General features: G+C 29.2%; 24 protein-coding genes. 12 read left to right on the top strand and 12 right to left on the bottom strand.

Features of this window, described 5'->3' with window-relative positions; translation table 11 throughout:
• Positions 1–57 precede the first annotated feature (57 nt).
• Complete coding sequence (locus H2277_RS03635; RefSeq protein WP_337201024.1) at positions 58–726, top strand: PAS domain-containing protein; 669 nt, start codon at positions 58–60, stop codon at positions 724–726.
• Here the strand turns inward: H2277_RS03635 and H2277_RS03630 are convergent, their stop codons facing one another.
• Together H2277_RS03630 and H2277_RS03625 are read right to left on the bottom strand one after the other, a co-directional pair.
• Positions 727–1,197 carry a Cj1386 family hemin-binding protein gene (locus tag H2277_RS03630; protein ID WP_337201023.1) on the bottom strand — a complete coding sequence of 157 codons (471 nt, stop codon included), beginning with the start codon at positions 1,195–1,197 and terminating at the stop codon, positions 727–729.
• Between the two features lie 56 nt (positions 1,198–1,253).
• Positions 1,254–2,678: a catalase gene (locus H2277_RS03625; protein WP_337201022.1), complete on the bottom strand. Its 1,425-nt coding sequence runs from the start codon at positions 2,676–2,678 to the stop codon at positions 1,254–1,256.
• A 180-nt stretch (positions 2,679–2,858) separates the two neighbouring features.
• On the opposite strand from H2277_RS03625, the gene H2277_RS03620 reads away from it, so the two are divergent.
• From H2277_RS03620 to H2277_RS03610, 3 genes are read left to right on the top strand one after another with little or no spacing between them, the layout of a single operon-like run.
• A complete protein-coding gene (locus H2277_RS03620; RefSeq protein WP_337201021.1) occupies positions 2,859–3,176 on the top strand; it encodes a DUF2325 domain-containing protein in 318 nt (105 codons plus the stop codon).
• On the top strand, positions 3,176–3,862 hold the full coding sequence (locus H2277_RS03615) for a hypothetical protein (protein ID WP_337201020.1): 687 nt from the start codon (positions 3,176–3,178) through the stop codon (positions 3,860–3,862). The genes H2277_RS03620 and H2277_RS03615 overlap by 1 nt, the downstream gene beginning before the upstream one ends.
• A complete protein-coding gene (locus H2277_RS03610) occupies positions 3,853–4,344 on the top strand; it encodes a flavodoxin (protein ID WP_337201019.1) in 492 nt (163 codons plus the stop codon). Before H2277_RS03615 ends, H2277_RS03610 begins: the two co-directional genes overlap by 10 nt.
• 28 nt (positions 4,345–4,372) lie before the next feature.
• Here the strand turns inward: H2277_RS03610 and H2277_RS03605 are convergent, their stop codons facing one another.
• Positions 4,373–6,007, bottom strand: coding sequence for a 4Fe-4S dicluster domain-containing protein (locus tag H2277_RS03605; RefSeq protein WP_337201018.1), 1,635 nt, complete (start codon positions 6,005–6,007; stop codon positions 4,373–4,375).
• A 72-nt stretch (positions 6,008–6,079) separates the two neighbouring features.
• Here H2277_RS03605 and selA point away from each other — a divergent pair, with 72 nt between their 5' ends.
• From selA to H2277_RS03585, 4 genes are read left to right on the top strand one after another with little or no spacing between them, the layout of a single operon-like run.
• On the top strand, positions 6,080–7,396 hold the full coding sequence (gene selA, locus H2277_RS03600; RefSeq protein ID WP_337201017.1) for an L-seryl-tRNA(Sec) selenium transferase: 1,317 nt from the start codon (positions 6,080–6,082) through the stop codon (positions 7,394–7,396).
• Positions 7,396–9,198, top strand: a complete 1,803-nt coding sequence (gene selB, locus H2277_RS03595) for a selenocysteine-specific translation elongation factor (protein WP_337201016.1) — start codon at positions 7,396–7,398, stop codon at positions 9,196–9,198. The genes selA and selB overlap by 1 nt, the downstream gene beginning before the upstream one ends.
• A 46-nt stretch (positions 9,199–9,244) precedes the next feature.
• Complete coding sequence (locus H2277_RS03590; protein WP_337201015.1) at positions 9,245–9,955, top strand: thioredoxin fold domain-containing protein; 711 nt, start codon at positions 9,245–9,247, stop codon at positions 9,953–9,955.
• A gap of 32 nt (positions 9,956–9,987) precedes the next feature.
• Positions 9,988–10,476, top strand: coding sequence for a hypothetical protein (locus tag H2277_RS03585; RefSeq protein WP_337201054.1), 489 nt, complete (start codon positions 9,988–9,990; stop codon positions 10,474–10,476).
• On the opposite strand, the gene H2277_RS03580 is transcribed toward H2277_RS03585, so the two are convergent.
• Positions 10,466–11,761 (bottom strand): MFS transporter, encoded by a 1,296-nt coding sequence (locus tag H2277_RS03580; protein ID WP_337201014.1) that lies wholly within the window; start codon positions 11,759–11,761, stop codon positions 10,466–10,468. The two genes, H2277_RS03585 and H2277_RS03580, sit on opposite strands and share 11 nt — an antisense overlap.
• Before the next feature lie 150 nt (positions 11,762–11,911).
• Between H2277_RS03580 and rdgB the strand changes: the two genes are divergently transcribed.
• Positions 11,912–12,523 (top strand): RdgB/HAM1 family non-canonical purine NTP pyrophosphatase, encoded by a 612-nt coding sequence (gene rdgB / locus H2277_RS03575; protein ID WP_337201013.1) that lies wholly within the window; start codon positions 11,912–11,914, stop codon positions 12,521–12,523.
• A 21-nt stretch (positions 12,524–12,544) separates the two neighbouring features.
• On the opposite strand, the gene H2277_RS03570 is transcribed toward rdgB, so the two are convergent.
• The 6 genes from H2277_RS03570 to mqnE are packed head-to-tail and all read right to left on the bottom strand — an operon-like array spanning position 12,545 to position 19,154.
• Entirely contained in the window at positions 12,545–15,019 is a 2,475-nt protein-coding gene (locus H2277_RS03570; protein ID WP_337201012.1) for an MMPL family transporter, read from the bottom strand.
• The gene (locus tag H2277_RS03565; protein ID WP_337201011.1) at positions 15,020–15,586 is read right to left on the bottom strand and encodes an ABC transporter substrate-binding protein; all 567 of its coding nucleotides are present in this window, start codon (positions 15,584–15,586) and stop codon (positions 15,020–15,022) included.
• A gap of 8 nt (positions 15,587–15,594) precedes the next feature.
• On the bottom strand, positions 15,595–16,278 hold the full coding sequence (locus tag H2277_RS03560) for a VacJ family lipoprotein (RefSeq protein ID WP_407928555.1): 684 nt from the start codon (positions 16,276–16,278) through the stop codon (positions 15,595–15,597).
• A 27-nt stretch (positions 16,279–16,305) separates the two neighbouring features.
• Positions 16,306–16,749 (bottom strand): phosphoribosyltransferase, encoded by a 444-nt coding sequence (locus H2277_RS03555; protein ID WP_337201009.1) that lies wholly within the window; start codon positions 16,747–16,749, stop codon positions 16,306–16,308.
• 12 nt (positions 16,750–16,761) lie between these two features.
• Positions 16,762–18,081, bottom strand: coding sequence for an NCS2 family permease (locus tag H2277_RS03550; protein ID WP_337201053.1), 1,320 nt, complete (start codon positions 18,079–18,081; stop codon positions 16,762–16,764).
• Between the two features lie 8 nt (positions 18,082–18,089).
• A complete protein-coding gene (mqnE, locus tag H2277_RS03545) occupies positions 18,090–19,154 on the bottom strand; it encodes an aminofutalosine synthase MqnE (protein WP_337201008.1) in 1,065 nt (354 codons plus the stop codon).
• A 207-nt stretch (positions 19,155–19,361) separates the two neighbouring features.
• Here mqnE and glmS point away from each other — a divergent pair, with 207 nt between their 5' ends.
• Both glmS and fumC read left to right on the top strand, forming a co-directional pair.
• The gene (glmS, locus tag H2277_RS03540) at positions 19,362–21,158 is read left to right on the top strand and encodes a glutamine--fructose-6-phosphate transaminase (isomerizing) (RefSeq protein WP_337201007.1); all 1,797 of its coding nucleotides are present in this window, start codon (positions 19,362–19,364) and stop codon (positions 21,156–21,158) included.
• A 136-nt stretch (positions 21,159–21,294) separates the two neighbouring features.
• Positions 21,295–22,686: a class II fumarate hydratase gene (gene fumC / locus H2277_RS03535; RefSeq protein ID WP_337201006.1), complete on the top strand. Its 1,392-nt coding sequence runs from the start codon at positions 21,295–21,297 to the stop codon at positions 22,684–22,686.
• Between the two features lie 29 nt (positions 22,687–22,715).
• Here fumC and H2277_RS03530 read toward each other — a convergent pair whose 3' ends face one another.
• Positions 22,716–23,759 carry an AI-2E family transporter gene (locus tag H2277_RS03530; protein ID WP_337201005.1) on the bottom strand — a complete coding sequence of 348 codons (1,044 nt, stop codon included), beginning with the start codon at positions 23,757–23,759 and terminating at the stop codon, positions 22,716–22,718.
• 4 nt (positions 23,760–23,763) lie between these two features.
• Complete coding sequence (gene ruvB, locus H2277_RS03525; RefSeq protein WP_337201004.1) at positions 23,764–24,771, bottom strand: Holliday junction branch migration DNA helicase RuvB; 1,008 nt, start codon at positions 24,769–24,771, stop codon at positions 23,764–23,766.
• An 89-nt stretch (positions 24,772–24,860) separates the two neighbouring features.
• Here ruvB and H2277_RS03520 point away from each other — a divergent pair, with 89 nt between their 5' ends.
• Entirely contained in the window at positions 24,861–25,271 is a 411-nt protein-coding gene (locus tag H2277_RS03520; protein ID WP_137623744.1) for a histidine phosphotransferase, read from the top strand.

Genomic DNA, 25,271 nt, shown 5'->3' with positions numbered 1-25,271 from the left:
TGTCAATATTTTATTATCATGATAATAAAATATTATTTATTTTTTAAAGGAAAGTCTATGGATGAAAAGCAAAAGGAACAATTTATCAAATTAACAAAATTTTTAGGGCAAGTTTTAGGTAAACAATATGAAGTTGTTTTTCATGTTATAGATAAAAAAGGTGCTTATATTGCTGCTATTGAAAATAATCATATTAGTGGTAGAACGCTAGAATCTCCTTTAAGTACTTTTGCGAGTGAACTTATACAAAAAAAAGTTTATTTAAACAAAGATTTTTTGTATGATTATAAAGCTTTAATCGGAAAAAATAAACTTGTAAGAGGTTCAACTTTTTTTATAAAAAATGCTAATAAACTTGTAGGAATTTTATGTATAAATCATGATACAAGCGTTATAAGAGATGTAATTTGTAAAATCATAAATATAGAAAAATTAGACGATATGGGTGAGTTTCTAAGCCAAGATGAAAGTAGTAATTTAGAAATTAATGATTTGGCCAATGTAGAAACACTGAGTCGATCTATAGAAGAAATTTTAGCCCAAAATATTGATATGAATTATTTAAATTCAAATTATCAACTTAGCATTACTCAAAAAGAAGAAATCGCAAAAACCCTTTATGAAAAAGGTATTTTTAATATCAAAGGCGCTGTTTCTATTGTTGCAAAATTTTTAAAAATTTCAGAACCTAGCGTTTATAGGTATTTAAAAAAGTTTAAAAAATAATCATTTTCTTTTTATGAAATTCAATATGGTAAAAGAAATTTTCTTTAAGAAACTTTTTTTAGAATTTTTTAACAAAAAGGCTGCAATTTCTTTGCGTCCAAACATTAAAGCAAAGGTGTAAGGAGTCATGCCTAATCCATTATTTTCATCAATATTTGCACCATGTTCTACCAAAAGCTTACACATAGATAAATATCCTTTAAAACAAACTCCAGCAAGTGGGGTTTGTCCGCGATCATTTTTTTCATCAACCTTTGCACCTTTTTCTAAAAGCATTTTTGCGCTTTCATAAGAGTTATTATAAGCAGCCAACATGAGCAAAGTATCGCCTTTATGGGTTTTTAGATTGACATTTAATCCTGTCTCTATCATGATTTTAAGATTTTTATAATCATTATTTCTAGCAAAATTAAAAGCCATATTGCATAATTGTTCAAATCTTTTTTCTTCTTCTATACTAAGAGTTGTCATCTTTTTTCCTTAAAATTAATAATCTTTATTTTACCGCCCAAGGCGGTAAGTAAAAATTATTTTTTTAAAGCTTTTTTAACCCCATTAGCATAATCAGGTGAAATTTTTTCAAAATGCTTTAAAGCTCTATCTATAATTTTTTCATTGACATCTTCCATGGAATTAGCAATATTTTCAAAAAGTTGCTCTTTTTGGTTTTCATTCATGAGATTAAATAAAGCTCTTGGTTGGGTGTAAAAGTCTTCATCAAGTGGAACATGTCTTTGTGCTGATCCCTCTAAAAATAAATCAGGCTCAAGATAACTTCTATCTTCTTTTGGACTATCATCATAACTGTTTGGCTCATAATAAGCTTCTTTATTTTTATAGCTATCACTATTCATTGCTCCAGCTACATTGTAAGTGTTTATTTCATTTCTTGGACGATTAACTGGTAAAAGATGATAATTTGTACCTATTCTATATCTTTGTGCATCAGGATAACTAAATATTCTAGCTTGGAGCATTTTATCAGGACTAAAACCTATTCCAGGAACTATATTGCTAGGACTAAAAGCAGCTTGTTCAACTTCATTGAAATAATTTTGTGGGTTCTTATTTAAAATCAATTCTCCAACATCCATTAAAGGAACAATACTATGTGGCCAAATTTTTGTTAAATCAAAAGGATTGAACCCAAGTTTATCTGTATCTTTTTCGGCTAAAATTTGAAGTTGGACTTTCCATTTTGGAAAATCACCTTTTTCAATAGCATTATAAAGATCTCTTTGATGACTTTCTCTATCTTTGGCGATCAATTCTTGGGCTTCTTTATTGTTAAGATTTTTGATTCCTTGTAAGGTTTTAAAGTGAAATTTAACCCAAAATCTTTCATTTTTATTATTAATAAAACTATAAGTATGACTTCCAAAACCATGCATATGACGATAAGTTGCAGGAATTCCTCTATCACTCATAAGTATCGTAACTTGATGTAAGCTTTCAGGACATAAAGTCCAAAAATCCCAAGCAGCATTGTTACTTCTTAAATTACTGCGAGGATCTCTTTTTTGAGTGTGAATAAAATCAGGAAATTTATACGCATCGCGGATAAAAAAAGTTGGAGTATTGTTGCCTACTAGATCCCAATTGCCTTCTTTGGTATAAAATTTAACAGCAAAGCCACGAACATCGCGTTCAGCATCAGCAGCACCTAATTCTCCTGCAACTGTTGAGAAGCGTAAAAAGAGTGGAGTAACTTCGCCTTTTTGAAAGACTTTAGCTTTAGTATAAGCAGATAAATCAGCAGTGATTTTCATTTCTCCATAAGCTGCACTACCTTTAGCATGCACTGTACGTTCAGGAATTCTTTCTCTATTTTGATGAGCAAGTTTTTCAAGCAATAAATAATCTTGCAAAAGCAAAGGCCCTTTTGCACCAGCACTTAAAGAATTTTGATTATCAGCGATAATATTTCCAAAATCATTTGTCATTCTTTTCATTTTTTAATTTCTCCTAAATAATAATTTTTATTAATTAATAAATTATATTCTAATAAAAATTAAAAATAACTTAATTAATTGACAAATTTTGAAATAAAATTTATTTTGATAATAAATTTCAAAATAAATTTAGTTAAGTCATATTATAATAATAATTATCAAAATATATAAGGAGGATATATGTCGGTTTTAGTTATCGGTGCGGATGAAATTACTCCTATAAAGGCTGTTTTGCATGATTTGGGCGCTAAGAAAATTGAACATTGGGACGCGCGCAATGAAAATAGAGTTAATCGCAAACCTATTCCTTGTGATACAGAGTGTATAGTTATGCTGACAAGTTTTTTAAATCACAATACTATGAGAAAAATTAAAAATGAAGCCAAAAAAAGAAAAATTCCATTAGTTTGTGCTAAAAGAAGTGTTAATTGTGTGTATTGCGAGTATTGTAAAATTTTTAATTTAAATAAAGAAATATGCGATTTTAAAGGATTTTAATGTTGTTTGGTTTTGAAAAAAATAGAGAAATAATTCCTGAAATTTATCGTTCCTTAGATAAAAAAGATCTTATAATGACTTTTTTAATTCAATATAATTCTTGCGTAGAAGATGAGATGAAAATTCCTCTTATTTATGGAAAACAAGCTAAAAGCATTCAAGAAGCCTTTAATAATTTTATAAAAGATATTTCCAAAGTAAAATTTGGAAAAATTAAAACTATTTTTAAATATAATGAATTTCAAGAAAGAAGATTGATTTTCCAAACAAGAAATTTAAAAAAATGCAATTTAAGTCAAATTTTAAAATTTTATCATAATGGATTATATTTCGATACACAAAGCTTATTTGGTGATTATGTGTATGATAAAATTTCTAGGCAAAATCCAGATAAAATAATTGATCAGCAAGGAAATCTTATTGTGATAAATAAAAAATTTGCTATTTGGGCACTTTGTAAGAAAATCGATATTTGTAATTTAGAAATTGAAAATGAAATGCAAAAAATATTAACTTTTATCGAAAACAATAATTTTGAAAAATTATACATTGTTTGCCCTCACAATGAAAATTTTAAACATTTTATTGAAATAAAACATTTTTTGTATGATTTAAACAAAACTATGGTAAAATTAGTTCCGTATAAAATATCAAATCAACTTATAAGGAGAAATAAATGTCAGTAGCAGTAGTTTATGGAAGTGCTATGGGTAACACAGAAGGTGCAGCGAACATGATCGCTTCAAAATTGGGAATCAGTGATGTATTAAATATCGCAGATATTGATGCAGCTAAAATCAATTCTTATGATAAACTAATCTGCGGAACTTCAACTTGGGGAAGTGGAGATTTGCAAGATGATTGGGATGGTTTTGATTTTTCAGGACTTAGCCTTAGTGGTAAAACAGTAGCTGTTTTTGGTATGGGTGATAGTGAAAGCTATTCTGATACTTTTTGTAGTGGTATGGGAAAATTGGCTGAAAATTTAAAAAATGCAGGTGCTAATTTAGTTGGAGAGGTTTCAACTGATGGCTATAGTTTTGAGGCAAGCGATGCTGTTGTAAATGATAAATTTGTAGGTCTTGCTTTAGATAACGACAATCAAGAAGATCAAACAGAGGCAAGAATCGATGCTTGGATAGATCAAATTAGATCTTATTTTGCATAATAATTAAATATCGACTTTTGGTCGATATTTATAAATTACTCATACTTTTTATCATTATTTTTGCCTTGCATTCTGCGCAACAATAAAGTGTTTTAATTTTATTTTGATCTTTAAATTTAGGTTTCATAAGTTCTGCTATTTTTTGCACAGCTTTTTTGGTGGCAAATTCTTTTCCACATTCTATACATGCAAAAAGTTCATCTTTTGCCATCGTTTGATATTCAAAAAACTTAGGATTAAATTCCATCCCACTTCTTGTTAGCTTTAAGGTATCTTTTTCAGCACAGCTCATTTCACAATACCCACAAGTAGTGCAAAGTGAAGCATTAAATTTTAAAGCATTTTCTTTATGATCTGCGATTAAAGCCCCTACGTTGCAAGCTCCAACGCAAGAAAGACAAAGAGTGCAAGTTTGAGTATTGATTTCTATTTTTCCATATCTTATCCAATTTCCACTTTTTAAAGAGCCAAAATCATCATTTTGTATAAGCTTTTGCATTCTTTTAGAAAAATTTTCTCTTGTGGTAAGAGTATTATTGTGAAATTTAAAATATAAATTTTCTATAAATTCTTGTTGCTTTAAATGAGTATTTAATTTTTCATTAGCAATAAAAATAGCTTTTTTATTAAATTTTCTCTCAAAAAAAGTATTTAAAAGTTCTATGGCTTCATGATTTCCTTGAGATAGTGTTTGAGTGAAAAAGACTATATTAGCACTACTACTTTGCAAAAGAGCTAAAAAATGCATAGGAGTAAGCCATCCATCTTTTATGATTAGTGGCAAGGTATTTTTTGGAAGCTCTAAATTTAAATTTTCTAGAGGAATTTTTTCTGAAATGAGTAAAATTTTATTTTTTTTAAAAAAGTTGCAAATTTCAAAAAAGCTGTTTCTAGGTAAATTAGTACTATCAAGCGACCCACTAGGGCAAATGCTAATACAAGAACCACACTCCAAACAATCTATTTGCGAAAAAATTAGATTTTTATTTTCATCATCTTTTAAAATAGCTGTTGTAGGGCAAATTTCAACACATTTAGCACAGTGCTCACTACGCCTTGAATGATATTGACATATATTTAAATCATAAGAAAAATAATTTTTGTAAGTGTAATTTGGAATAATGCTATTTAAAAATTCAAGCAGAGCTTCTTTGTTTTTAAAATTTTGCATATCATAGCAGCCACTTTGTCTTGAAAAATCCTTTCTTAAACATTGATGATTAAAAATTAAAATATCAAAATCAATTTCTATTTCATCAGATATTATCGCGCATAATTCTCCTATAGTCCCAAAAATACCTTTAACTTCTTCATTTTTTAAAGCAATGACTTTAAAATCATTTTTTTTCAAAAAATCAGCAAGTTCTTCTTCAAGATCAATAAGAATAATGCGTTTTTGAATAGATTTATTTTCTTTAAAATCAAGCCCAAAATCATAAATATGATTTCTAATTTGATAGAGTTTTAAAATATTTTTAGCCTTTTCTAAAGCATCATCTTGAGAATTTCTAAGGTAAAAATTAATTTCTGGAGCGTAGATGCTAGATTTTTGTTTTTTATCATTAGAGATTAAAACTTCTATATCTTTATTCGTTTCCCAAATTTCAATTTCATCAGGCAAAGGGATTAAATCTTTGTTTTTTATGAAAACAAATTCTTTCATTAAGTTTTTCCTCTAAAAAATATTTTTTTAAATTTTATGTTAAAATAACCAAATATTTTCTTAAGGTTTAAGATGGACAAAATAAAAAAATTCCCACAAATTGGAACTTTAATCGAGGATGAAACTTTAAAAGAGTATCCTTTTTATTTAAGGGCTTATTTTTGCAAAAATATCGTAGCCAGTCTTAAGGCTTTGGGTGAGAATAACTGTGAAAAAAGCATTCTTTTAGAAAAAATAAAATCAGAAATTAAAAAATATCTGCGTAAAGATTTACAAAGTGTGATCAATGCTACAGGTGTGATTATCCATACAAATTTGGGTAGAAGTGTGATTGATGAAAGTATTTTTAATCAATGCAAGGATCAAATTTGTAATTATGTAAATCTTGAATTTGATTTAGAAAATGGCAAAAGAGGAAGTCGCTACGCTTTAGTGCTTGAGAAACTTAAAATGCTTTTTGAGTGTGAAGATGCTTTGGTGGTAAATAATAATGCTGCAGCGGTTTTTTTGATTTTAAATTCTCTTTGTTTTAATAAAGAAATTATTAGCTCTAGAGGTGAGTTGGTCGAAATAGGTGGGAGTTTTCGTGTACCTGAAGTGATTAAGGCTGCTGGAGTTAAGCTTAAAGAAGTTGGAACAAGTAATAAAACACATTTAAAAGACTATGAAGAAGCTATCGATGAAAATACAAAGTTACTATTAAAAACACACAAATCAAATTTTGCTCTTATAGGTTTTCAAAGCGATGTAAGCATTGTGGAGCTTGATAAATTAGCTAAAGAAAAAGGAATTTTAACCTATTATGATTTAGGTTCTGGATGGTGTGAAAATTTAAATAAAGAATTGGCGAAAAATGAACCTATGATTAAAAAAGTGCTTAAAAATTGTGATATTTTAAGTTTTAGTGGCGATAAACTTTTTGGTTCTGTTCAGGCTGGGATTATACTGGGAAAAAAAGATTTGATTGAGAAGATTAAAAAAAATCAGCTTTTAAGAATGTTAAGAGTAGATAAAATCACTTTGGCACTGCTTAATGAAACACTCAAGGTTTATCTTGAAAAAGATTATAATAAAATCACTACTTTAAGACTTTTAAACGATGATATTAAACACATAGAACAAAAAGCTTTGTGGGTGCAGCAAAGAATTAAATTTGAAAGTGAAATTAAAAATAGCAAGAGTTTAGTCGGGGGTGGCTCTATGCCTGATAGAACTTTAGAAAGTCGAGTTTTATCTTTTAAGGGCAAGGCTTTAATATTGCAAGAAAAATTTAGAGAAAAAAATATCATAGGTCGCGTCGAAAATGATAGTTTCGTTTTAGATTTTAGAACGATTAGGGAAAGTGATTTGGATACTTTGATTCAATTGATTAATTCTATGGAAGATTGATGAATTCTTTACTTATTGGAACTGCAGGGCATATTGATCATGGAAAAACTTCTTTAATTAAAGCTTTAAATGGCTTTGATGGAGATAATTTAAAAGAAGAAAAAGAAAGACAAATTACGATTAATCTAAGTTTTTCGGATTTAAAATTAAAAGATAAACACTTTTCTTTTATCGATGTTCCAGGTCATAAAGATTTAGTTAAAACTATGATTAGCGGAGCATTTGGTTTTAGTGCTTGTTTGTTTGTTGTTGATATTAACGAAGGTTTAAAAGAGCAAAGCATAGAGCATTTAGAAGTGCTTGAAATTTTAGAAATTAAAGATATTATTATTGTATTTAGCAAATGCGATTTATGCGAAAATTATAAGGAGCGCGGACAAGAAATTTTAAAAAAAATAAATTTTACCCCATTAAATGTTTTTTACACATCTATAAAATATCAACCTAGTATCGATGTTTTAAAAGATTATCTTTTAAATTTAAAAGATAAAAATGCAAATAATGATTTGATTTTCCGTTATTATATAGATAGAATTTTTTCACTCAAAGGCATAGGAACTGTTGTTACAGGTAGTTTAAATGAGGGAAAAATCAGTGTTAATGAAAAAATTATTTGCTTGGATAACCAAAAAGAACTTTTGATTAAAAATATACAAAATCATGATCAAGATTGCAAAGAAATCAGAGCTTTTAATCGTGTTGCATTGAGTTTAAATTGTGATCATAAAGATTTGAAAAAAGGTTTTGTTTTAAGTAAGAAAGGTGTTTTTAAAGGATTTTTAGAATGCGATGTTTTAATCAAAGCCAAAAGAGGATTAAAAAATGAAAAAATGCTTTTTTGCGTAGGAAGTAAAAGTATAGAATGCAAGCTTACAATTTTAAAAGAATTAGACAATGATGAATTTTTTGCCCATATTGTTTTTAAAACGCAGCTTTTTTTATGTTTTGATGAAAAATTTATCTTACTTCAAAATAATCGTATTGTAGGAGGCGGTAGAATTTTAAATCCTGTAAGTGAGCCTTTAAAGAAAGACCTAAAAAATAAATTATTATTTTTACTTAAAAATAGAGACTTTAAAGCGGTTTTTAGCTTTTTAAAAGATATTCATAAAATGGGATTTGGTTTGCTTTCTAGCTATCAAAGATTTAAATTACTTCATAAAGAAGCTTTAGATTTGGCAAAAAATTTAAACGGGGTTTTTGTAGATGAAAAAAATCTCAATGTTTATAATCTTTTAGCTTTGGATGAATTTAAAAAAATGATTATTTTTATACTAGATAAAAATCCTTATGCTATGTTTTCTCCGACTTCATTATCTTTGAGAATCTCTTGGGCGAGTGTGGAATTTTGTGAATTTGGGCTTAAAAATATGCAAAATTTGCTCGATTTTAAAAATGGAATATATTTTAAAAAAGGGATTGACTTTGAAAAACTCAAACAAAGAAATAATAACGAGCTCTATGAAATATTAAAAAAACAAGGCATCAAACCCCAAGCTCCTTACAATCTTTATGAAGATTTGGATCTTGATCGAAAAAGCGGCGATGAAATTTTAAAAAAACTCACTCAAGAAAAGTTAGTTATCAGACTTTCTCATAATCTTTTTGTAGAAAAAAAAGCTTTAGATCAAATGATACAAGAATGTTTGAAAATTTTACAAACAACAGAACTTGATGTACAAAAAATGAAAGAAATTTTTCATCTATCAAGAAAATATGCAATAGCGTATTTGGAGTATCTAGACAAAGATAAAAGAGTGCAAAAAAAAGAGGAAAAAAGATTTTTAAAAACAAGTATTTAGAAAATCATTATACAATAAATCTATATTTTATTTTTAAGGAAGATGAATGAGAAAATTAAGCTTAATTTTAGCTTGTTCAGCATCTTTATTTGCTGCAAGCAATAGTGAAATCAGTGATTTTTATTCAAAAAATATCAAAATGCGGTTTCCAAATGCTACTGTAAGTGTGAAAGATCGTCAAAAAGTTGGAAATACAGGATTTGAAAGCGTAATTGTTAGTGTGAGTGTTGATGGTCAAACTCAAGATCAAATTCTTTTTACAAAAGATAATATTATAGTTCCTGATATTATTGATATAAAAACAAGAACTTCCTATGCTCAAGAATATGAAATGAAGAAATTTCAAGAAGCTAGAGAACATTTTTCCAAAAATGCCAAACCTGTAGCACAAAAGGAAAAAATGGTCATTACCATGGGCGATAAAAATAAACCTGCAATATATGTATTCTCTGACCCAGAATGTCCTTTTTGTAGAGAGCAATTAGAGCAAATTAAAGATGAGCTTAAAAATTATCAAATCAATTATATTTTAACTCCAGTGCATGGAAAATCAGCTTTTGAAAAATCCGCACTCATTTACAAAGAAGTTAAAAAAGCTAAAAATGATGATGAAAAAATAGCAATTTTAAAGAAATATTATGATCCAAATATAAAAAATTATCCAAAAGTGAGTGATGCTGAATTAAAACAGATATTCTCTCTTTATGAAAAATATCGTGCTTTAGGGCTTAGCGCTACGCCAACTATCATAAAATGAAAATTTTTATTTTTATCTTTTTGGCATTCTTTATGAGTGCCTGTGCTAATTCTACTTTTGTTGAAAGCTCTATACAAACCAATAATGAAGGCATATTTCTTCAAGCGCATCCTAATGAAACTTTTGAAATTCTTTTTCAAAATCCAAGTAAAATTAAAAGTGAGCTAGAGTATAAATTAGCCAATAAATTGCAAAATTTAGGACTTACGCAAAGCAATCAAAATCCAACATATAAAATTTATCTCAATCTTGTGGATATGAAAAAACATTCTTATGCACAAAGGATAAGCACTTCAGCTAGCTTTTTTTATGATCTTGATCCTTTAGAAAGCCAAAGAGAGTGGCTTGTTGAGAATTATTATAGCATGCAATTAAATATAGAGATTGTTAAAAATGGTAAAACCCAAAGAACAAGCTTAATCGCTAGAACAGCGTATTTGGCAAATAAAGAGCGTTGTCAAGCTTCATTAGAAGATAAAATTCTCAATCAAATTGCGAGTTTTTTCTATTTTAAATTTTAGCCTTTAAACTTTCTTCATTTGTAATTTTGCTGTCAAATTTAATAATTAAATTTTTGGAATTTTTATAAATATCAAAAACCCCTATATTTTTACCAAATTCTTTTAAATCTAAAGATGTATTTAAAGGTAGATAAATATTTTTAAATTCGGATGGATTTTTTAAGAAAAAGAGACCAATTAGCCAAAAAATAGCTAAAACAACTAAGATAGTTGTTAAAAGATTTAATTGATTAAGATGTAAAAATATTCCACCAATAGAGCCACCTATAAAACTTCCTGCATAACCAAAGGCATTAAAAAGACCTAATGCTGCGCCTTTTTCATGGACTTTACAAAATTTTGACGCACAACTTTGCATAATAGGTTCATGCAAATTAAATCCAATAAAAAATATGACAATAGCAACAATAAAAAGATTAATAGAATTAGAAAAACTAAAAAGAATATAAGAAAAAATAAAAAATACCACACCAAGTAATAAAATTTGTTTAGCTAATCCTTTTTTTTCTCCTAAACTTCCAGCAAATCCCATAGCAATAAATCCTGCAATCATAGAAGGCGTATAAACAGCCCAAAGTTTATTTTCATGAAAACCTAAGTGTTTAACTAAAATAATAGGTATGCTTAAAAACGCTATACTCATAAGCATTTTTTGCATACAATTTGTAATATTCATCAGGGCTAAATTTTTTTGTCTAATAAGATGTAAAAAAGGTGTTTTTTGATTGTGATGAGTGATTTTATTTTCTTTTGGAACAACGCTATAAAGTAAAACAATGCATAAAGCCGATAAAGCTGCACTCAAATAAAAAAGACTAGATAGGCCCCATTTTGCACTCATTAAAGGGGAAATAATCATAGAACTCGCAAAACTAAGACCTATAAAAGAACCCATAATGGCCATAGCTTTGCCACGATTTTCTTCCGTGATAAAATCGCTAATCATAGCCGTAGCGACACCGCCAATAGCTCCAGCACCTTGAAGCATTCTGCCTAATAGCATCATATAAATATCATGAGAAAAGGCACAGATTAAAGAACCCACGATAAAGACTAAAAGTCCTATAAGCATTGTTTTTTTACGACCTATTTTATCACTTAAAATTCCAAAAGGCATTTGCAAAATCATTTGCGTAAGAGAATAAATTCCTACCAAAAAACCTACTAAAAATTCATTTGCGTGTTCTAATTTTAAAGTATAAAGACTTAAGACAGGTAAAACAATGAAAAGCCCAAAAAATCTAGTTCCAATTATAAATGATAAAGCTAAAACATTATTTAACATTGTTACCTTTCTAAATATTTTAAATTGAGATAATTTTACTATCATTTAGATTAACTTATTTTTAATTTTATATGATATTTTTCTTGTATGCTTTTAAAAATTATGCTAGACTTTTCAAAGTTTTTATGGCTAAAAAAGAAAGGGATAGGTATGAAAATTCTTTTGGCGACAAATAACGTACATAAAGTTTTAGAATTTAAAGACATGGTAAAAGATTATTCTTTATATTCTTTTGGTGACGTTCTTGAGCCTTTTGAAATTGAAGAAAATGGTAAAAGCTTTAAAGAAAATGCTTTGATAAAAGCTAGAGCGGTTTTTAATGCTTTAAGCCAAGAGCAGAAAAATGATTTCATTGTTTTAAGCGATGATAGTGGAATTTGCGTTGATGCTTTAGGGGGGAAACCTGGAATTTATTCTGCTCGTTTTAGCACTAAAGGCGATGATAAGAGTAATAGGGAAAAACTACTTTCTAAAATGAAAGAATTAAACATTTGTGAAAGTAAAGCTCATTATAAAGCTGCCATTGCTTTAGTAACTTTAAGTGGAGAATATGTAACTCAAGCAAGTATGCATGGAAAAGTTATCGATAAGGAAAAAGGAGATAAAGGTTTTGGTTATGATAGTCTTTTCATTCCAAAAGGCTATAAACAAACTTTAGCTGAACTTGAATCCAGTAAAAAGAATAAAATTTCACATAGATTTAAAGCCATGGATCTTGCTTTAATTATTTTGGAAATGATTAAAAGGGAAAAAGAAAGATGAAGAAATTTATAAAATACATGATCATTGTTGTTTTAATTTATGTTGTTTATGTTGGTTTTCAAGCTTGGCTTTCTTAGAATAAACACTGATTAAAAAGCTAGGGAGTAAAAATAAACTCCCACTTAAAAGTAAAATCATCACAAATACCGTTAAAACTCCAAAATAAATTGTAGGAATAAAATTACTGCTCATCATAATACTAAATCCCAATACTATGCTTATAGTAGTATAATAAAGCGCTGATCCTATGCTAAGATGAGAATTAATTATAGTCTCTTCAATACTTTTGTTTTTGATTTCCTCTTTAAAACGATAGATATAATGAATGGCATCATCAACTCCAATACCTATAGCAATAGCAGCTATTGTAATACTCATCATATCAAGAGGAATTTGGCACAGCCCCATTAAAGCAAAAACAACACTCAAAGGAATGACATTAACGAGTATAGCTATAATGGAAAATTTTAAATCACGAAAAACAAAGATAAAAAGAATAAAAATGGCTAGTATAACAAATATAAGTGTATCAAATTGCGAAGAAAAAAGACTTTGAAGCATATTATTGTAAAGCACCATAATGCCTGTGATTTGTATTTGCACATCATCATTTTTTAAAAGTTTGTGTAAATTTTCATTAAGTTTTATTAAAAATTCATTACGCCTTAAATTTGGATCAGAATCAACAATACGCATTGTAAATCTTAATTCATTGTTTTTTATATTAACAAAAGGAGAAATAAGATCTTGTTTGAATTTTTGAGGTAAATTTTCATTTAAGAATGCTAATGCAAAATCATCTAAATCCTCGCCATGATTGATATTTTTACCTAAAATTAAAAGACTATTTAAACTGAGAACTGAGCCAACGAATTTTTGATGTTCTAAAAATTCATGAACTTTTTTAGCAATACGTGTTTTTTGAGAATTAAACCAGTAGGTATCTTTTTTTTCTAAATTTTCAAATTCATCTTCAAAACTATCTAAAGTGTTATTTGAGTCGATATTTGTTTGATTGTTTTTAAAACGTATGATTACATCTAGAGGCAAGGTTCCACCTAAATTTTTATCAATAACAAGCAAACCTTTTTTAATCTCACTACTATTTCTAAAATAATTTACAAAAGAATTTTCAACCCTTAGCTGAGAAATTCCAAATAAGGATACTAAAATTGCTGCACAAGAAATTCTATAAATAATATAACGTTTTTTTGGATCAAGACTTATTTTTGCACAAAATTCTAGAAGATTGAATTTAAATTCTTTTTTGTGGTACTGCTTTGGCTTGAGTAAAACTAGAATACTTGCTAAAAATAAATAGCTAAAAATCAAAGCCAAACCAATGCCCACGCTCATCATAATGCCTAATTTTATAATAGGCTCTATATTTGAAAATATAAGAGAAAAAAAGCCTATCATAGTCGTAACTATAGCATAAAGGCTAGGTTTTGCTTTGGCAAGTAAGGTTTGAAGCACAAGGCGTTGAATTTTTGCATTAGGGTAAGTTTGAGAGATTTCTATAAAATGAGTGATTAAATGTATGACTACACTTAAAGTTATGATTAAAACTAGAGCAACGTAGTTAGAAGAAATAACCGTGATTTGAAAATTTAAAAGAGCAAATACTCCACTTGCTGCACTCAAACTGATAAAACATATAAAAAGAGGCAAAAGGACAAAACGCCAAGTTTTAAAAAAATAATACAATGCAATTGCTAATAAAAAAACTAAAGAAACTCCATAGATTAAAAGATCGGATTTTATATAAGTGATCATATCATCAGCTATCATGCTGACACCACCAAGATAAAGTTTATCTTGGTTAGTTTCGTATTTTTTTATGATATTTTTTATAAAATCTAAGTTTTGTTTATTGAGAATTTTTTGCTGATCTTGATGTTTTTTAATCGCTAAACGAATAGCATTTTTTTCTTTTTCATTTTTAGCTAAATCTCTTTTTTCTATAAGTTCATTGTAAATATAATCTGTTTTTAGATAAATGACAATTCCTGCGATTTTTCCATTTTTTGAAATAATATTATTTTTATAAAAAGGATTGTTTAAAATTTCATTTTTTGCTTTTGTTTGATTGATGTCTTTGCTTTGTATATCGGGTATATTTTTTAAAAGCTCTTTAAGATCTGTGTTTTCAGAGCTTTGCAATAAAGGCGCATTGATAATACTAAAAACGCGTTCAACCAAAGGCGCTTTTTCTAAATCATTATGAAGTTTTTGCAATTTAGATAAATTTGTTTTTGAGAAAAGATTTTCATCTTGAGGTTTGAAAGCAAGAATTAAAAAATTATCATTTTTATAATGTTTTGAAATTTCTCTAAAAGTTTTTAAATCGATATCATCTTCAAGTAATAAACTCTCAGCACTTGCATCAACACTTATTTTAAAAGCAAAAAAACTAAGAAATAGACATATAAAAAAAGTTCCCAAAAAGGTAGTTTTTGGGTAAGAAATAATCAGTTTTAAAAATTTTGAAAGCATTTATTTAATGGTGATGCTTTTGAGTTTTTGCAATAAAGTTTTAAATCCTTCACTCGATAAAATGTCTCCAAATTGGGAGCGATAGGTCTGAATAATACTTACTCCTAATACGTCAACATCATAAATTAGCCAATTATTATCATTGTTGTAAAATTTGAAAATAATATTTTTTTCTTCTCCATCATCCACAATAGAAGTTGTAAGAAAATATCTTTTTTCATTTTTAAGTTCTCCGTTTTTTACTTTTAAAATTTGATCTTTATAGAGACTTAATTTATCAGTGAAACTTTTTTTAAGACTTTGTTCAAAAGCTTTTGAAAATTCTTCTTGCTCTTTCTTGCTAAGTTTATCATAGTTTTTCGAAAGACTAAGTTTTGCCATAAGTTTATAATCAATAATATCATCAAAGAGCTTAAAAATTTGATTTGCAACTAAAGTTTTATCTTTTTGAGTTTTTAAAAAATTCAAACTTTTATCAATGTTATTTTGCATAGTATTTGGGATATCGTTTAAATTTAAAGCCCAAATATTTCCTAAAAAAAATAATAATAAAATAATTTTTTTCATTTGTTTCCTTATTTACTTAATTCTTGTCTTCTTTGTTCATAAGCATCTCTTAAAAACGGATATAAATTTGGCGTATTATAATAAATTTCGTCAATTTCATCAAGTTTAAAACTAAGTTCATTGCCAAAACCATAGGCGCTGATTGCTATATTTGCCCATTGAGGATTTATATAGCTTATAGGATCTGCATACCAAATTGCAGGCAAAGTTAAAGTATCTCTTAAATTACTAGACCCTAACACAGGTAGCACCAAGTGAAATCCTCCACCAACTCCCCAGTGTCCTAGGATGGTTCCAAGATCAGCGGGATGTTTTTTTAAGCCCATTTGACTAGCTGGATCCATTAAGCCGCCAAAGCCCATAATTGTATTTGCTGTAAATCTTTTAAATTCCTCTCCAGCATTTTCAAATTTCAATTGTAAAACATTCCCAACAAAACGTAAAGGTGAAAATAAATTGTCAAAAAAATTCCTTACCCCTATACGTAAAAACTGAGGTGTAATTTCATTATAACCCTTTAAAATAGGGCGAAATCCATAAGTATATAAGGCTACATTAAAATGAGTCATAGCTTTATTGTAGCTTGCGAGTGGATCATTGATTTGATAATTTTTGTATTCTTGCTCAAAATCTTCGAAATTTTGATCCAAAGCAAAAGAATAACTTAATAATAACAATAATACGATTTTAATTTTCAAAATTTAAAACTCCAAAAAACATTAATTAATCTTTATATCCCAGAAGAAATCTATCCATTCTTTAGCTTCTTTAACCTTGAAATCAGGTTCTAAAAGAGCTGTTTTTTTATAGAAAATCGTTGCAATTTTTAATTCTATATGAGGAAATTGTTCTTGCAGTCTTTTTTTAATTTCAGATAAGCTTTCTCCGCTATCCACTATATCATCAATGAGTAAAATTTTTTTATAATTTTTAAGATCTGGGATATTAAAAATTTCAATAGTATCGAGTTTTTTAGTATCGTCATAATGTATAGAATTGAGACTAAAAAGGTTGCGAGTATCTAGGGCAACGGCTAAAGAATGTCCTAAAGTCATACCACCTCTAGCAATGGCAATAAGAGCATCAGGATTAAATTCTTTTTTTATTTGTGTGGCCAAAAATTTAACGTCTTCTTCAAAATAATTATAAGAATAAAAAAACATTCTTTCCCTTTTTTATTGTAGTGCAATCAGTAAAAAATTACCTAAAGAAATTAAGCTTAAAACAACAATACCTAAGCTAATTTGATCCCATTGACGTTTAAAAACTCTAATCAGTAGATAAGTAAGAAAACCAAAAGCAAAACCCGAGGTAATAGAATAGGTTAGCGGCATCATAATGATGGTAAAAAAGCTACCCACCGCTATAGCCTCATCTTTAAAATCTATATTTTTAACTTCCATAAACATTAAAATTCCAACCATGATAAGAACAGGATAAATTGCATTTGCAGGAATAGCTTTAAAAAGCGGGAGTAAAAAAAGAGTTAAAATAAAACACAAAGCCACGACAAGTGCTGTAAGACCAGTTCTACCACCACTTTCCACTCCGGTTGTGCTTTCAACAAAAGCCGTTACAGTGGATGTCCCAACCAAAGAACCAAGAGTAGATCCTGTAGCATCTGCCATTAAAGTTTTTCCAAGTTTTTTCTCGCCATTTTTAGCATCATCAAATATTTTCCCTCTTTCTCCTACACCAGTAATTGTTCCAATGCTATCAAAAAGCTGGGTAATAAAAAAAGTAAGTATAATGGGAATCATGCTAATATTTAAAGCGCTTTTAATATCTAAATTTAAAAAGATAGCTCCTAGACCATTGATAGAATCAAAGGCGGGCAAGGAGAATAGTTGAGTAGGAAATTGTGCTTGATCAATATGAAAAATCCAAGCAATGATTGAGCTGATTAAAACTCCAAAAATAAAAGCCCCTTTAAGTTTTATAGCCCAAAAAAAGATAATAAGTGCAAGGGTAAAAATTCCAAAAAGCACATGAGAACTTCCAAAATTTCCTATTCCTACTAAAGTATCTTTATTGTGCACGATAATACCTATTTGGCTCAATCCTAAAAAAGTGATAAAGCAGCCAATACCTGCACAAATTGCCAGTCTTAAATCTTTAGGAATATTTCTAATAATCCAAAGACGAAAATGCGTAAAAGAAAGAATAAGAAAAATAATACTTGAAATAAAAACTGCTCCTAAAGCACTTTGCCAAGGAATTTTTTGTGCCCCGCAAACCGCAAAAGTAAAATAGGCATTTAAACCCATACCAACACTCATAGCAACAGGCGTATTAGCGAAAAAAGCATTAAAAGCAGTTGCTATAATAGTAACTAAAGCAGTTGCTGTGATTAAAGCCTCTATAGGCATACCAGTATTACTCACAATCGCTGAATTAACAGGGATGATATAAACCATAGCTAAAAAGGTGGTTAATCCAGCAATCAATTCTGTACGAAGATTAGTTTTATTCTCCTTAAGTTTAAACAAATTTATCTCCTAAATTAATAAATTTTTAACTCATTGTATAAACTATCACGCTCTACAGGGATTAAATTAGCAGTTTTTATCATATCTATGAAAGTTTTTAAACTTGTTCCTTTAGCTGATTTTGCTCCTCCAGCGCTTTGAATACTTTCTTTTTCAATGGTTCCATCTAAATCATTAGCGCCAAATTCTTGAGCTACCATAGCTAAATTTAAAGTCATAGTTGCCCAATAAGCTTTGATATTTTTGATATTATCAAACACTAAACGAGAAATAGCAACGGTTTTTAAAATCTCTTCGCTATCCATAATTTTATCAGTTTGTATAAAGCTATTATCTCTTTGCCATACTAAAGGAATAAAAGCATTAAATCCACCAGTTTCATCTTGTAAATTTCTAAGTCTAAACATATGATCGATTCTATGTTCTCTTTCTTCTATGTGTCCAAAAAGCATAGTCGCATTACTTTGTTTGCCTTTTTGATGCCATAGTTTGTGAATTTTTAACCAGTTTTCACTGCTCACTTTTCCATGGCAAATTTTTTTACGAATTTCTTCATCAAAAATTTCAGCTCCACCACCAGGCATAGAATCAACTCCATATTCTATCATCTTTTCAATTACTTCTTCATAACTCATATTAAAGCGTCTATATAAGAAATCAATTTCGGCTGCTGTCATAGCTTTTATGTGGATATTAGGATGCTTTTCTTTGATCATTTTAAAAATTTCTAAATACCATTGCCAACTTGTATCTTTATTATGAGCAGAAACTATATGCACTTCTTTTGTGCCACGAGTTACGGTTTCATCAACAATTTTCATAATTTCTTCATGAGTCATTATGTAAGGATTTGGATTTTTGCGATGAGCTGAAAAGGCGCAAAATTTGCAAGTATCTGCACAGATATTAGTTGGATTGATATGACGATTGATATTAAAATAAACTTTTTTACCGTGAAGTTTCTCACGTCTTTTATGGGCTAATTTGCCTAGAGTAAAAAGATCTAGATCCCAAAGTTTATTTGTTTCTTCTTGGTTAATTCTCTCTTCATTTTCTAATTTTTTAAGTAAATTTTTCATTTGATAATCGCTTTTTGTTTTTTAAAATTTTAAAATAAACATTATAAATTCTTACTGAAAAAAAGATTGAACCTATAAGTAAATTTCGATAAAATAGCGTTCTATTTATGATTTTAAGAAAAAGAAAATTCTAATTTTGGAATAAATTGTTAAAAAAGATAAGTTAAAATATTTCTAAAATAAATTTATAAATACAAGAGAGTAAAAATGTGTGGAATAGTAGGCTATATAGGAAAAAATGAAAAAAAACAAACCATAATAAATGGACTTAAAGAACTTGAATATCGCGGCTATGACAGTGCCGGTTTAGCAGTGATGAAAGATAAAGAACTTAGTTTTTTTAAAGCTGTAGGAAAGCTTGAGAATTTATCTAATAAATGCAGTAGTTTTTCTAGTGAAGGCTATGGATTTGCTATAGGCCATACGCGCTGGGCAACACATGGAAAACCAACAGAAATCAATGCACATCCACATTTGGGGCAATACTCTTGTGTGATTCATAATGGAATTATAGAAAATTATAAAGAAATTAAAGATAAATTAGAAAAAAATGGTATTCATTTTTTAAGCCAAACTGATACTGAGGTGATCGTACAACTTTTTGAATTTTATGCTAAAGATATAGATGCATTTGAAGCTTTTAAAAAGACTATTGATGAGTTACGTGGAGCTTTTGCGATTCTTTTGATCACAAAAAAAGATCCCAATCATGTCTTTTTTGCTAAAAATGCAGCTCCTTTAATTGTGGGAAAAAATGAAGAGAATGAGATTTATTTTGCTAGCGCCGATACACCTTTAATCGGACTTTGTAGCGAGGTGATTTATCTTGAAGATTTGAGTTTAGGCTATGCTAATAAAGAAGAATTGGTGATTTTTGAAAATCATAAACTCAAAATCAATTCTTTTACAAAATTGCGAGGTGATAAAGCTTTTGCTAAAAAAGATGGTTTTCGCTTTTTTATGGAAAAAGAAATTTATGAACAAAGTCGTGTTATGAGTGAAGTTTTAATGGGACGCATCAATGGAGATGAGGTGGTTTTTGATGAGCTTGAAAATGAAAATTTAAGCAATATTGATGAAATTACTTTATGTGCGTGTGGAACAAGTTATCATGCAGCTATGGCAAGTGCTTATTTGTTTGAACGTTTAGCAAAAATTAAAGCTAAGGTTGAAATTGCAAGTGAATTTCGCTACCGCGAGGCAGTGATTAAGCCTAATTCTTTATTTATTGTAATTTCTCAAAGTGGAGAAACTGCAGATACATTAGAGGCTTTAAAAATAGCAAAAGAGCAAGGTGCAAAAACTTTTGCAATTTGTAATGTCGATAATTCTAATATGGTGCGTTTGGCGCATTTAAGTCTTTTAACCCGTGCAGGTATTGAAAAAGGTGTGGCTTCAACAAAGGCTTTTGCAACTCAAATTTTAACTCTTTGGATGTTAGCTATTTTTATTGCACAAAAGAAAAATTTTGATACTTCTACAGAAATTCAAGCTTTGTTACATACTCCAAATTGTGTTAAAGTGGATGCAAAATTACACGAAAAAATTCATCGCCTATCTAAGCGTTATCTTGATGGGCATGGATTTTTCTTTATAGGGCGTGATGTTTTTTATCCTTTGGCTTTAGAGGGTGCTTTAAAATTAAAAGAGCTTTCTTATTTGCACGCTGAAGGCTATCCAGCAGGTGAAATGAAGCATGGTCCTATAGCACTAGCTGATTCTAAACTTTATACCATTGCTTTAATGCCTAAAAACATGCTTTATGAAAAAACAAAATCCAATGTCGAAGAATTAATCGCTAGAGATTCTACCGTGCTTAGTATTTCACCTTTAGAATTTGATTTGAGTGATGATTTTATAAAAACCAATGAACAAAATCATTATATGTGCGAATTTTTTGAAATGATGGTGATCACTCAACTTTTAGCGATGGAAATTTCTATTAGATTAGGTAACGATGTAGATATGCCAAGAAATCTTGCAAAAAGTGTAACAGTAGAATAAAAATTATTAAATGTGCAGTTTTGAAACAAAGTTTGTTTAAAACTGTGCTTATTTATTTAAAATTTAAATTATAAGCTAAATTTATGTCTATTTTTGTTTAAATCATTGTATGAAACTAAAATTAAAGGAAGATGCAATGGAGTTTAGAATAGAGCATGATACTATGGGTGAAGTTAAGGTTCCAAATGATAAATATTGGGGAGCACAAACTGAGAGAAGTTTTGAAAATTTTAAAATTGGTTGTGAGAAAATGCCAAAGGCTTTAATTTATGCCTTTGCTAATCTTAAAAAATCTTTAGCTTTGGTTAATCATAAACTTGGAAAGCTTGATGATGCTAAAAAAAATGCTATCATTCAAGCTTGTGATGAAATTATTGCAGGTAAATTTGATGATAATTTTCCACTTGCGATTTGGCAAACAGGATCAGGTACTCAAAGCAATATGAATATGAATGAAGTGATTGCAAATCGCGCAACTGAAATTATGGGTGGAGATTTTCGCAAAGAAAAGTTTGTGCATCCAAATGATCATGTTAATATGAGTCAAAGTTCAAACGATACTTTTCCAACAGCTATGAGTATAGTTGCGGTTGAACAAGTTGAAAAAAAACTAATTCCTGCTTTAGATGAACTCATTATAACTTTTGAAAAAAAAGTAAAAGAATTTGAAGGTATTATTAAAATAGGACGTACCCATTTGCAAGATGCTACGCCGTTAACTTTGGCACAGGAATTTAGTGGTTATCTTTCTATGCTTTTGCATTCTAAAGAGCAAATCATTGCTTCTTTGCCAAGTTTAAGAGAATTAGCTATTGGCGGCACAGCTGTAGGAACAGGTCTTAATGCTCATCCAGAACTTAGTGAAAAAGTTAGCGAAGAATTAAGCAAACTTATGGGGACTAAATTTATTTCAAGTCCAAATAAATTTCATGCTTTAACAAGTCATGATGCGATTAATTTTACACATGGAGCTATGAAAGGTTTGGCGGCAAATTTGATGAAGATTGCTAATGATATTAGATGGTTATCTTCTGGTCCAAGATGTGGTCTTGGAGAGCTTAATATCCCAGAAAATGAGCCAGGGAGTTCTATTATGCCAGGTAAAGTAAATCCTACTCAATGTGAAGCTATAACTATGGTTGCAGTTCAAGTTATGGGAAATGATGCGACGATTGGATTTGCAGCGAGTCAAGGAAATTTTGAACTCAATGTATTTAAACCTGTGATTATTTATAATTTTTTGCAAAGTCTTGATCTTTTAGCTGATTCCATGCATTCATTTAACATCCATTGTGCTATAGGTATAGAGCCAAATCGTGAAAAAATTGATCACAATCTTCACAATTCCTTAATGCTAGTTACTGCCTTAAATCCACATATTGGTTATGAAAATGCTGCAAAGGTAGCTAAAAATGCACACAAAAAAGGAATTTCTTTGAAGGAAAGTGCGATGGAGCTTGGTTTAGTCAGTGAAGAAGATTTTAATCAATTTGTTGATCCGACTAAAATGATAGGGCCCAAGGCTTAATTTGAATTTATCTAGCTTAGCTAGATAAATCAGATCAATTTCTTATCTTTTAAAATCATATACATTCTAATTGTAGAAATGAAAAAGGTTAAAATCGCAGGACCTAAAATGATACCCCAAAAACCAAAGCTTGATATTCCCGCCATCATAGCTAAGAAAATCAAAAGTTCATTGATTTTTGTTGGCGTTTTAACGAGTTTTTTATTGATCCATTTTATAATTAAAGGTTTGATTAAAGTATCAGCAATAAAAGAAATAACAACAACAGAATAAATTAAAATTACAAGCGCTGAATTTAAACCATTAGACGCAAATTCATAAAGGCTCACAGGTATATAAACTAAAGCACCACCAACGGCTGGTATTAAGGAGCTAATAGCAAAAATAGAACCCATTAGAATACCATCATATCCATAAAATAGGGTAATAATTCCAAAAAGAGTTCCTTGAAAAATAGCAATGATTACCATAGAATAAAGCACAACGGCCATCACATTACCCACTTCAGATAAAACATCATCCAATTCTTTTCTATCTACTGGCACAATTGATTTTAGATAAATGACAAGTTCAGTTCCATATAGATTAGCAAAAAAGTAAAAGACACAAATTAAAGCCATGTCTATGAGGAATTTGGCTCCAGATTTTGTAAAACTTGAGGCATAATTTAAAACTTGTTTTGAAATATTGTTTAAGTCTATAGACGCTAGAAATTCTTTGATTTTAGGTTCTAAAAAATTCAGTCCTTCGGGCAGGGTAAATTGATAATTTTTGATATAATCAAGAGTATGAGAAATTAAATTAATATCAAAGTTTTTTAAAGTTTTAGCCAGTTCTATCATGGTATAAAAAAAAGGAGCAAAAAACAAAATTACCATACAAGAAGTTGTTAAAATTGAAGCAAAAAATTTATGCCCTTTAGTTAGATGTAAAAATTTTGCATTTATATTTGATGTTGCTACTGCCATTAAGCTAGCGATAATAATCACAAGCAAAAAGCTTTTAAAAAGATAAAGTAAAAGTGATAAAATAACTAAAATAAAAGAAATTAGAAATATTTTTCCATTTTTCAAAGAATTACTCCTCAAATAAATTTTTTTGATATTTTATTTTTAAAGCGCTAAAGCTTTTGTGACTCGCTATACGTCCTTTAGCGGTGCGTTCTATATAGCCATTTGCTAATAAATAAGGCTCTATGACATCTTCAATTGTATTTTCATCTTCGCTTAAAGCCGCAGCTATACTCGCAAGTCCCATAGGTTTTTGTTTTGCTGCTGTTAAAAGTTCAAGATATCTCAAATCCATCGCATCAAAGCCTAATTCATTTACTCCTAAAGAATTTAAGGCCTCATTAGCTCTTTTTAGGGTGATATTTTTTTCATCATTCACATCAGCAAAATCTCTCACTCTTTTTAAAAGTCTAAGTGCAATTCTAGGTGTTGATCTTGATCTTTTTGCGATTTCAAGCGCTGCATCTTCTTCGCAGGTTTTATTAAGTTTTAAGGCAGCTTTTTGAAGTATAGTTGCAAGTTCGCTATCTTTATAAAATTCTAAACGAAATTGCATACCAAAGCGATCCCTTAAAGGATTGCTAAGCATACCTGCACGCGTCGTTGCTCCTATAAGTGTAAATTTGGGTAGATCAATTTTTATCGTTTGCGCTGCAGGGCCACTCCCTATAATAATATCCAAACGATAATCCTCCATAGCCGGATAAAGTACTTCTTCAATAGCAGGGCTTAAACGATGAATTTCATCGATAAATAAAACATCTCCTTCGCTTAAATTTGTTAAAATAGCAGCTAAATCTCCGCTTTTTTCTATCATCGGCGCGGCTGTTGTTTTGATATTTGCACCCATTTCATAAGAGATAATATTGGCCAAAGTTGTTTTTCCAAGTCCAGCTGGACCACTAAAGAGGATATGATCTAAACATTCATTGCGTTTTTTTGCTGCAGCAATAAAAACATTTAAATTTTTTTTGATACTTTCTTGCCCTATATAGCCATCAAAACTTGAAGGACGTAAGGAATTTTCATAAGTTTCATCAAAAGAGTATTTTTCTATCTCTACTATTCTATCCATTTTTCATTCTTATTTTTCTAGGAAAATTAAAATAAGATTTTAACTAAATTTTGCTAGAATTTACTTAAACTTTATAATATGGTTTAAAAATGGGAATTTTAACAAAATTAGAATTAGAATATGAAATTGACGATATAGAAAAGTTTTTGCAATTTTTTAGAACGATGTGTGATAGGTTTGAACCCTTGATTATAAAACTAGGTAGTGATAGTGTGCGTTATAAGGAAGCAATTAAGGAGCTTGAAACTTTAGCACACAATACCGCATGGGCTGCAAGGCGTTTAGAACTTAGTGAAATCACTGATTTTTGTGTATTTTGTGAAGAAATGATGGCGCAAGCAAATCGTTTTGAGGGTCCAGCTAGTGAAGAATTTACAGATTGGATGCTTTTGGTGAGTGATCAGTTTGAAAAATATTGTCGTTCGTATGAAAATGATGATTCTGTTTTAGCTGTTTTTAATCCTTTAATTGTTAATGTTCCAAATATTATTTCTAAATAA

Origin of the sequence: Campylobacter sp. W0014, from assembly GCF_020135975.1 — a bacterium.
GTDB lineage: Bacteria > Campylobacterota > Campylobacteria > Campylobacterales > Campylobacteraceae > Campylobacter_D.
Note: the sequence above shows the minus strand (reverse complement) of the source record. Positions and strands in the feature narration are given on the sequence as shown.

Bases quoted from the DNA above. Each gene is read 5' to 3' on its own strand.
- H2277_RS03635 (WP_337201024.1), top strand. From the start codon at position 58: ATGGATGAAAAGCAAAAGGAACAATTTATCAAATTAACAAAATTTTTA.
- H2277_RS03630 (WP_337201023.1), bottom strand. From the start codon at position 1,197: ATGACAACTCTTAGTATAGAAGAAGAAAAAAGATTTGAACAATTATGC.
- H2277_RS03625 (WP_337201022.1), bottom strand. From the start codon at position 2,678: ATGAAAAGAATGACAAATGATTTTGGAAATATTATCGCTGATAATCAA.
- H2277_RS03620 (WP_337201021.1), top strand. From the start codon at position 2,859: ATGTCGGTTTTAGTTATCGGTGCGGATGAAATTACTCCTATAAAGGCT.
- H2277_RS03615 (WP_337201020.1), top strand. From the start codon at position 3,176: ATGTTGTTTGGTTTTGAAAAAAATAGAGAAATAATTCCTGAAATTTAT.
- H2277_RS03610 (WP_337201019.1), top strand. From the start codon at position 3,853: ATGTCAGTAGCAGTAGTTTATGGAAGTGCTATGGGTAACACAGAAGGT.
- H2277_RS03605 (WP_337201018.1), bottom strand. From the start codon at position 6,007: ATGAAAGAATTTGTTTTCATAAAAAACAAAGATTTAATCCCTTTGCCT.
- selA (WP_337201017.1), top strand. From the start codon at position 6,080: ATGGACAAAATAAAAAAATTCCCACAAATTGGAACTTTAATCGAGGAT.
- selB (WP_337201016.1), top strand. From the start codon at position 7,396: ATGAATTCTTTACTTATTGGAACTGCAGGGCATATTGATCATGGAAAA.
- H2277_RS03590 (WP_337201015.1), top strand. From the start codon at position 9,245: ATGAGAAAATTAAGCTTAATTTTAGCTTGTTCAGCATCTTTATTTGCT.
- H2277_RS03585 (WP_337201054.1), top strand. From the start codon at position 9,988: ATGAGTGCCTGTGCTAATTCTACTTTTGTTGAAAGCTCTATACAAACC.
- H2277_RS03580 (WP_337201014.1), bottom strand. From the start codon at position 11,761: ATGTTAAATAATGTTTTAGCTTTATCATTTATAATTGGAACTAGATTT.
- rdgB (WP_337201013.1), top strand. From the start codon at position 11,912: ATGAAAATTCTTTTGGCGACAAATAACGTACATAAAGTTTTAGAATTT.
- H2277_RS03570 (WP_337201012.1), bottom strand. From the start codon at position 15,019: ATGCTTTCAAAATTTTTAAAACTGATTATTTCTTACCCAAAAACTACC.
- H2277_RS03565 (WP_337201011.1), bottom strand. From the start codon at position 15,586: ATGAAAAAAATTATTTTATTATTATTTTTTTTAGGAAATATTTGGGCT.
- H2277_RS03555 (WP_337201009.1), bottom strand. From the start codon at position 16,749: ATGTTTTTTTATTCTTATAATTATTTTGAAGAAGACGTTAAATTTTTG.
- mqnE (WP_337201008.1), bottom strand. From the start codon at position 19,154: ATGAAAAATTTACTTAAAAAATTAGAAAATGAAGAGAGAATTAACCAA.
- glmS (WP_337201007.1), top strand. From the start codon at position 19,362: ATGTGTGGAATAGTAGGCTATATAGGAAAAAATGAAAAAAAACAAACC.
- fumC (WP_337201006.1), top strand. From the start codon at position 21,295: ATGGAGTTTAGAATAGAGCATGATACTATGGGTGAAGTTAAGGTTCCA.
- ruvB (WP_337201004.1), bottom strand. From the start codon at position 24,771: ATGGATAGAATAGTAGAGATAGAAAAATACTCTTTTGATGAAACTTAT.
- H2277_RS03520 (WP_137623744.1), top strand. From the start codon at position 24,861: ATGGGAATTTTAACAAAATTAGAATTAGAATATGAAATTGACGATATA.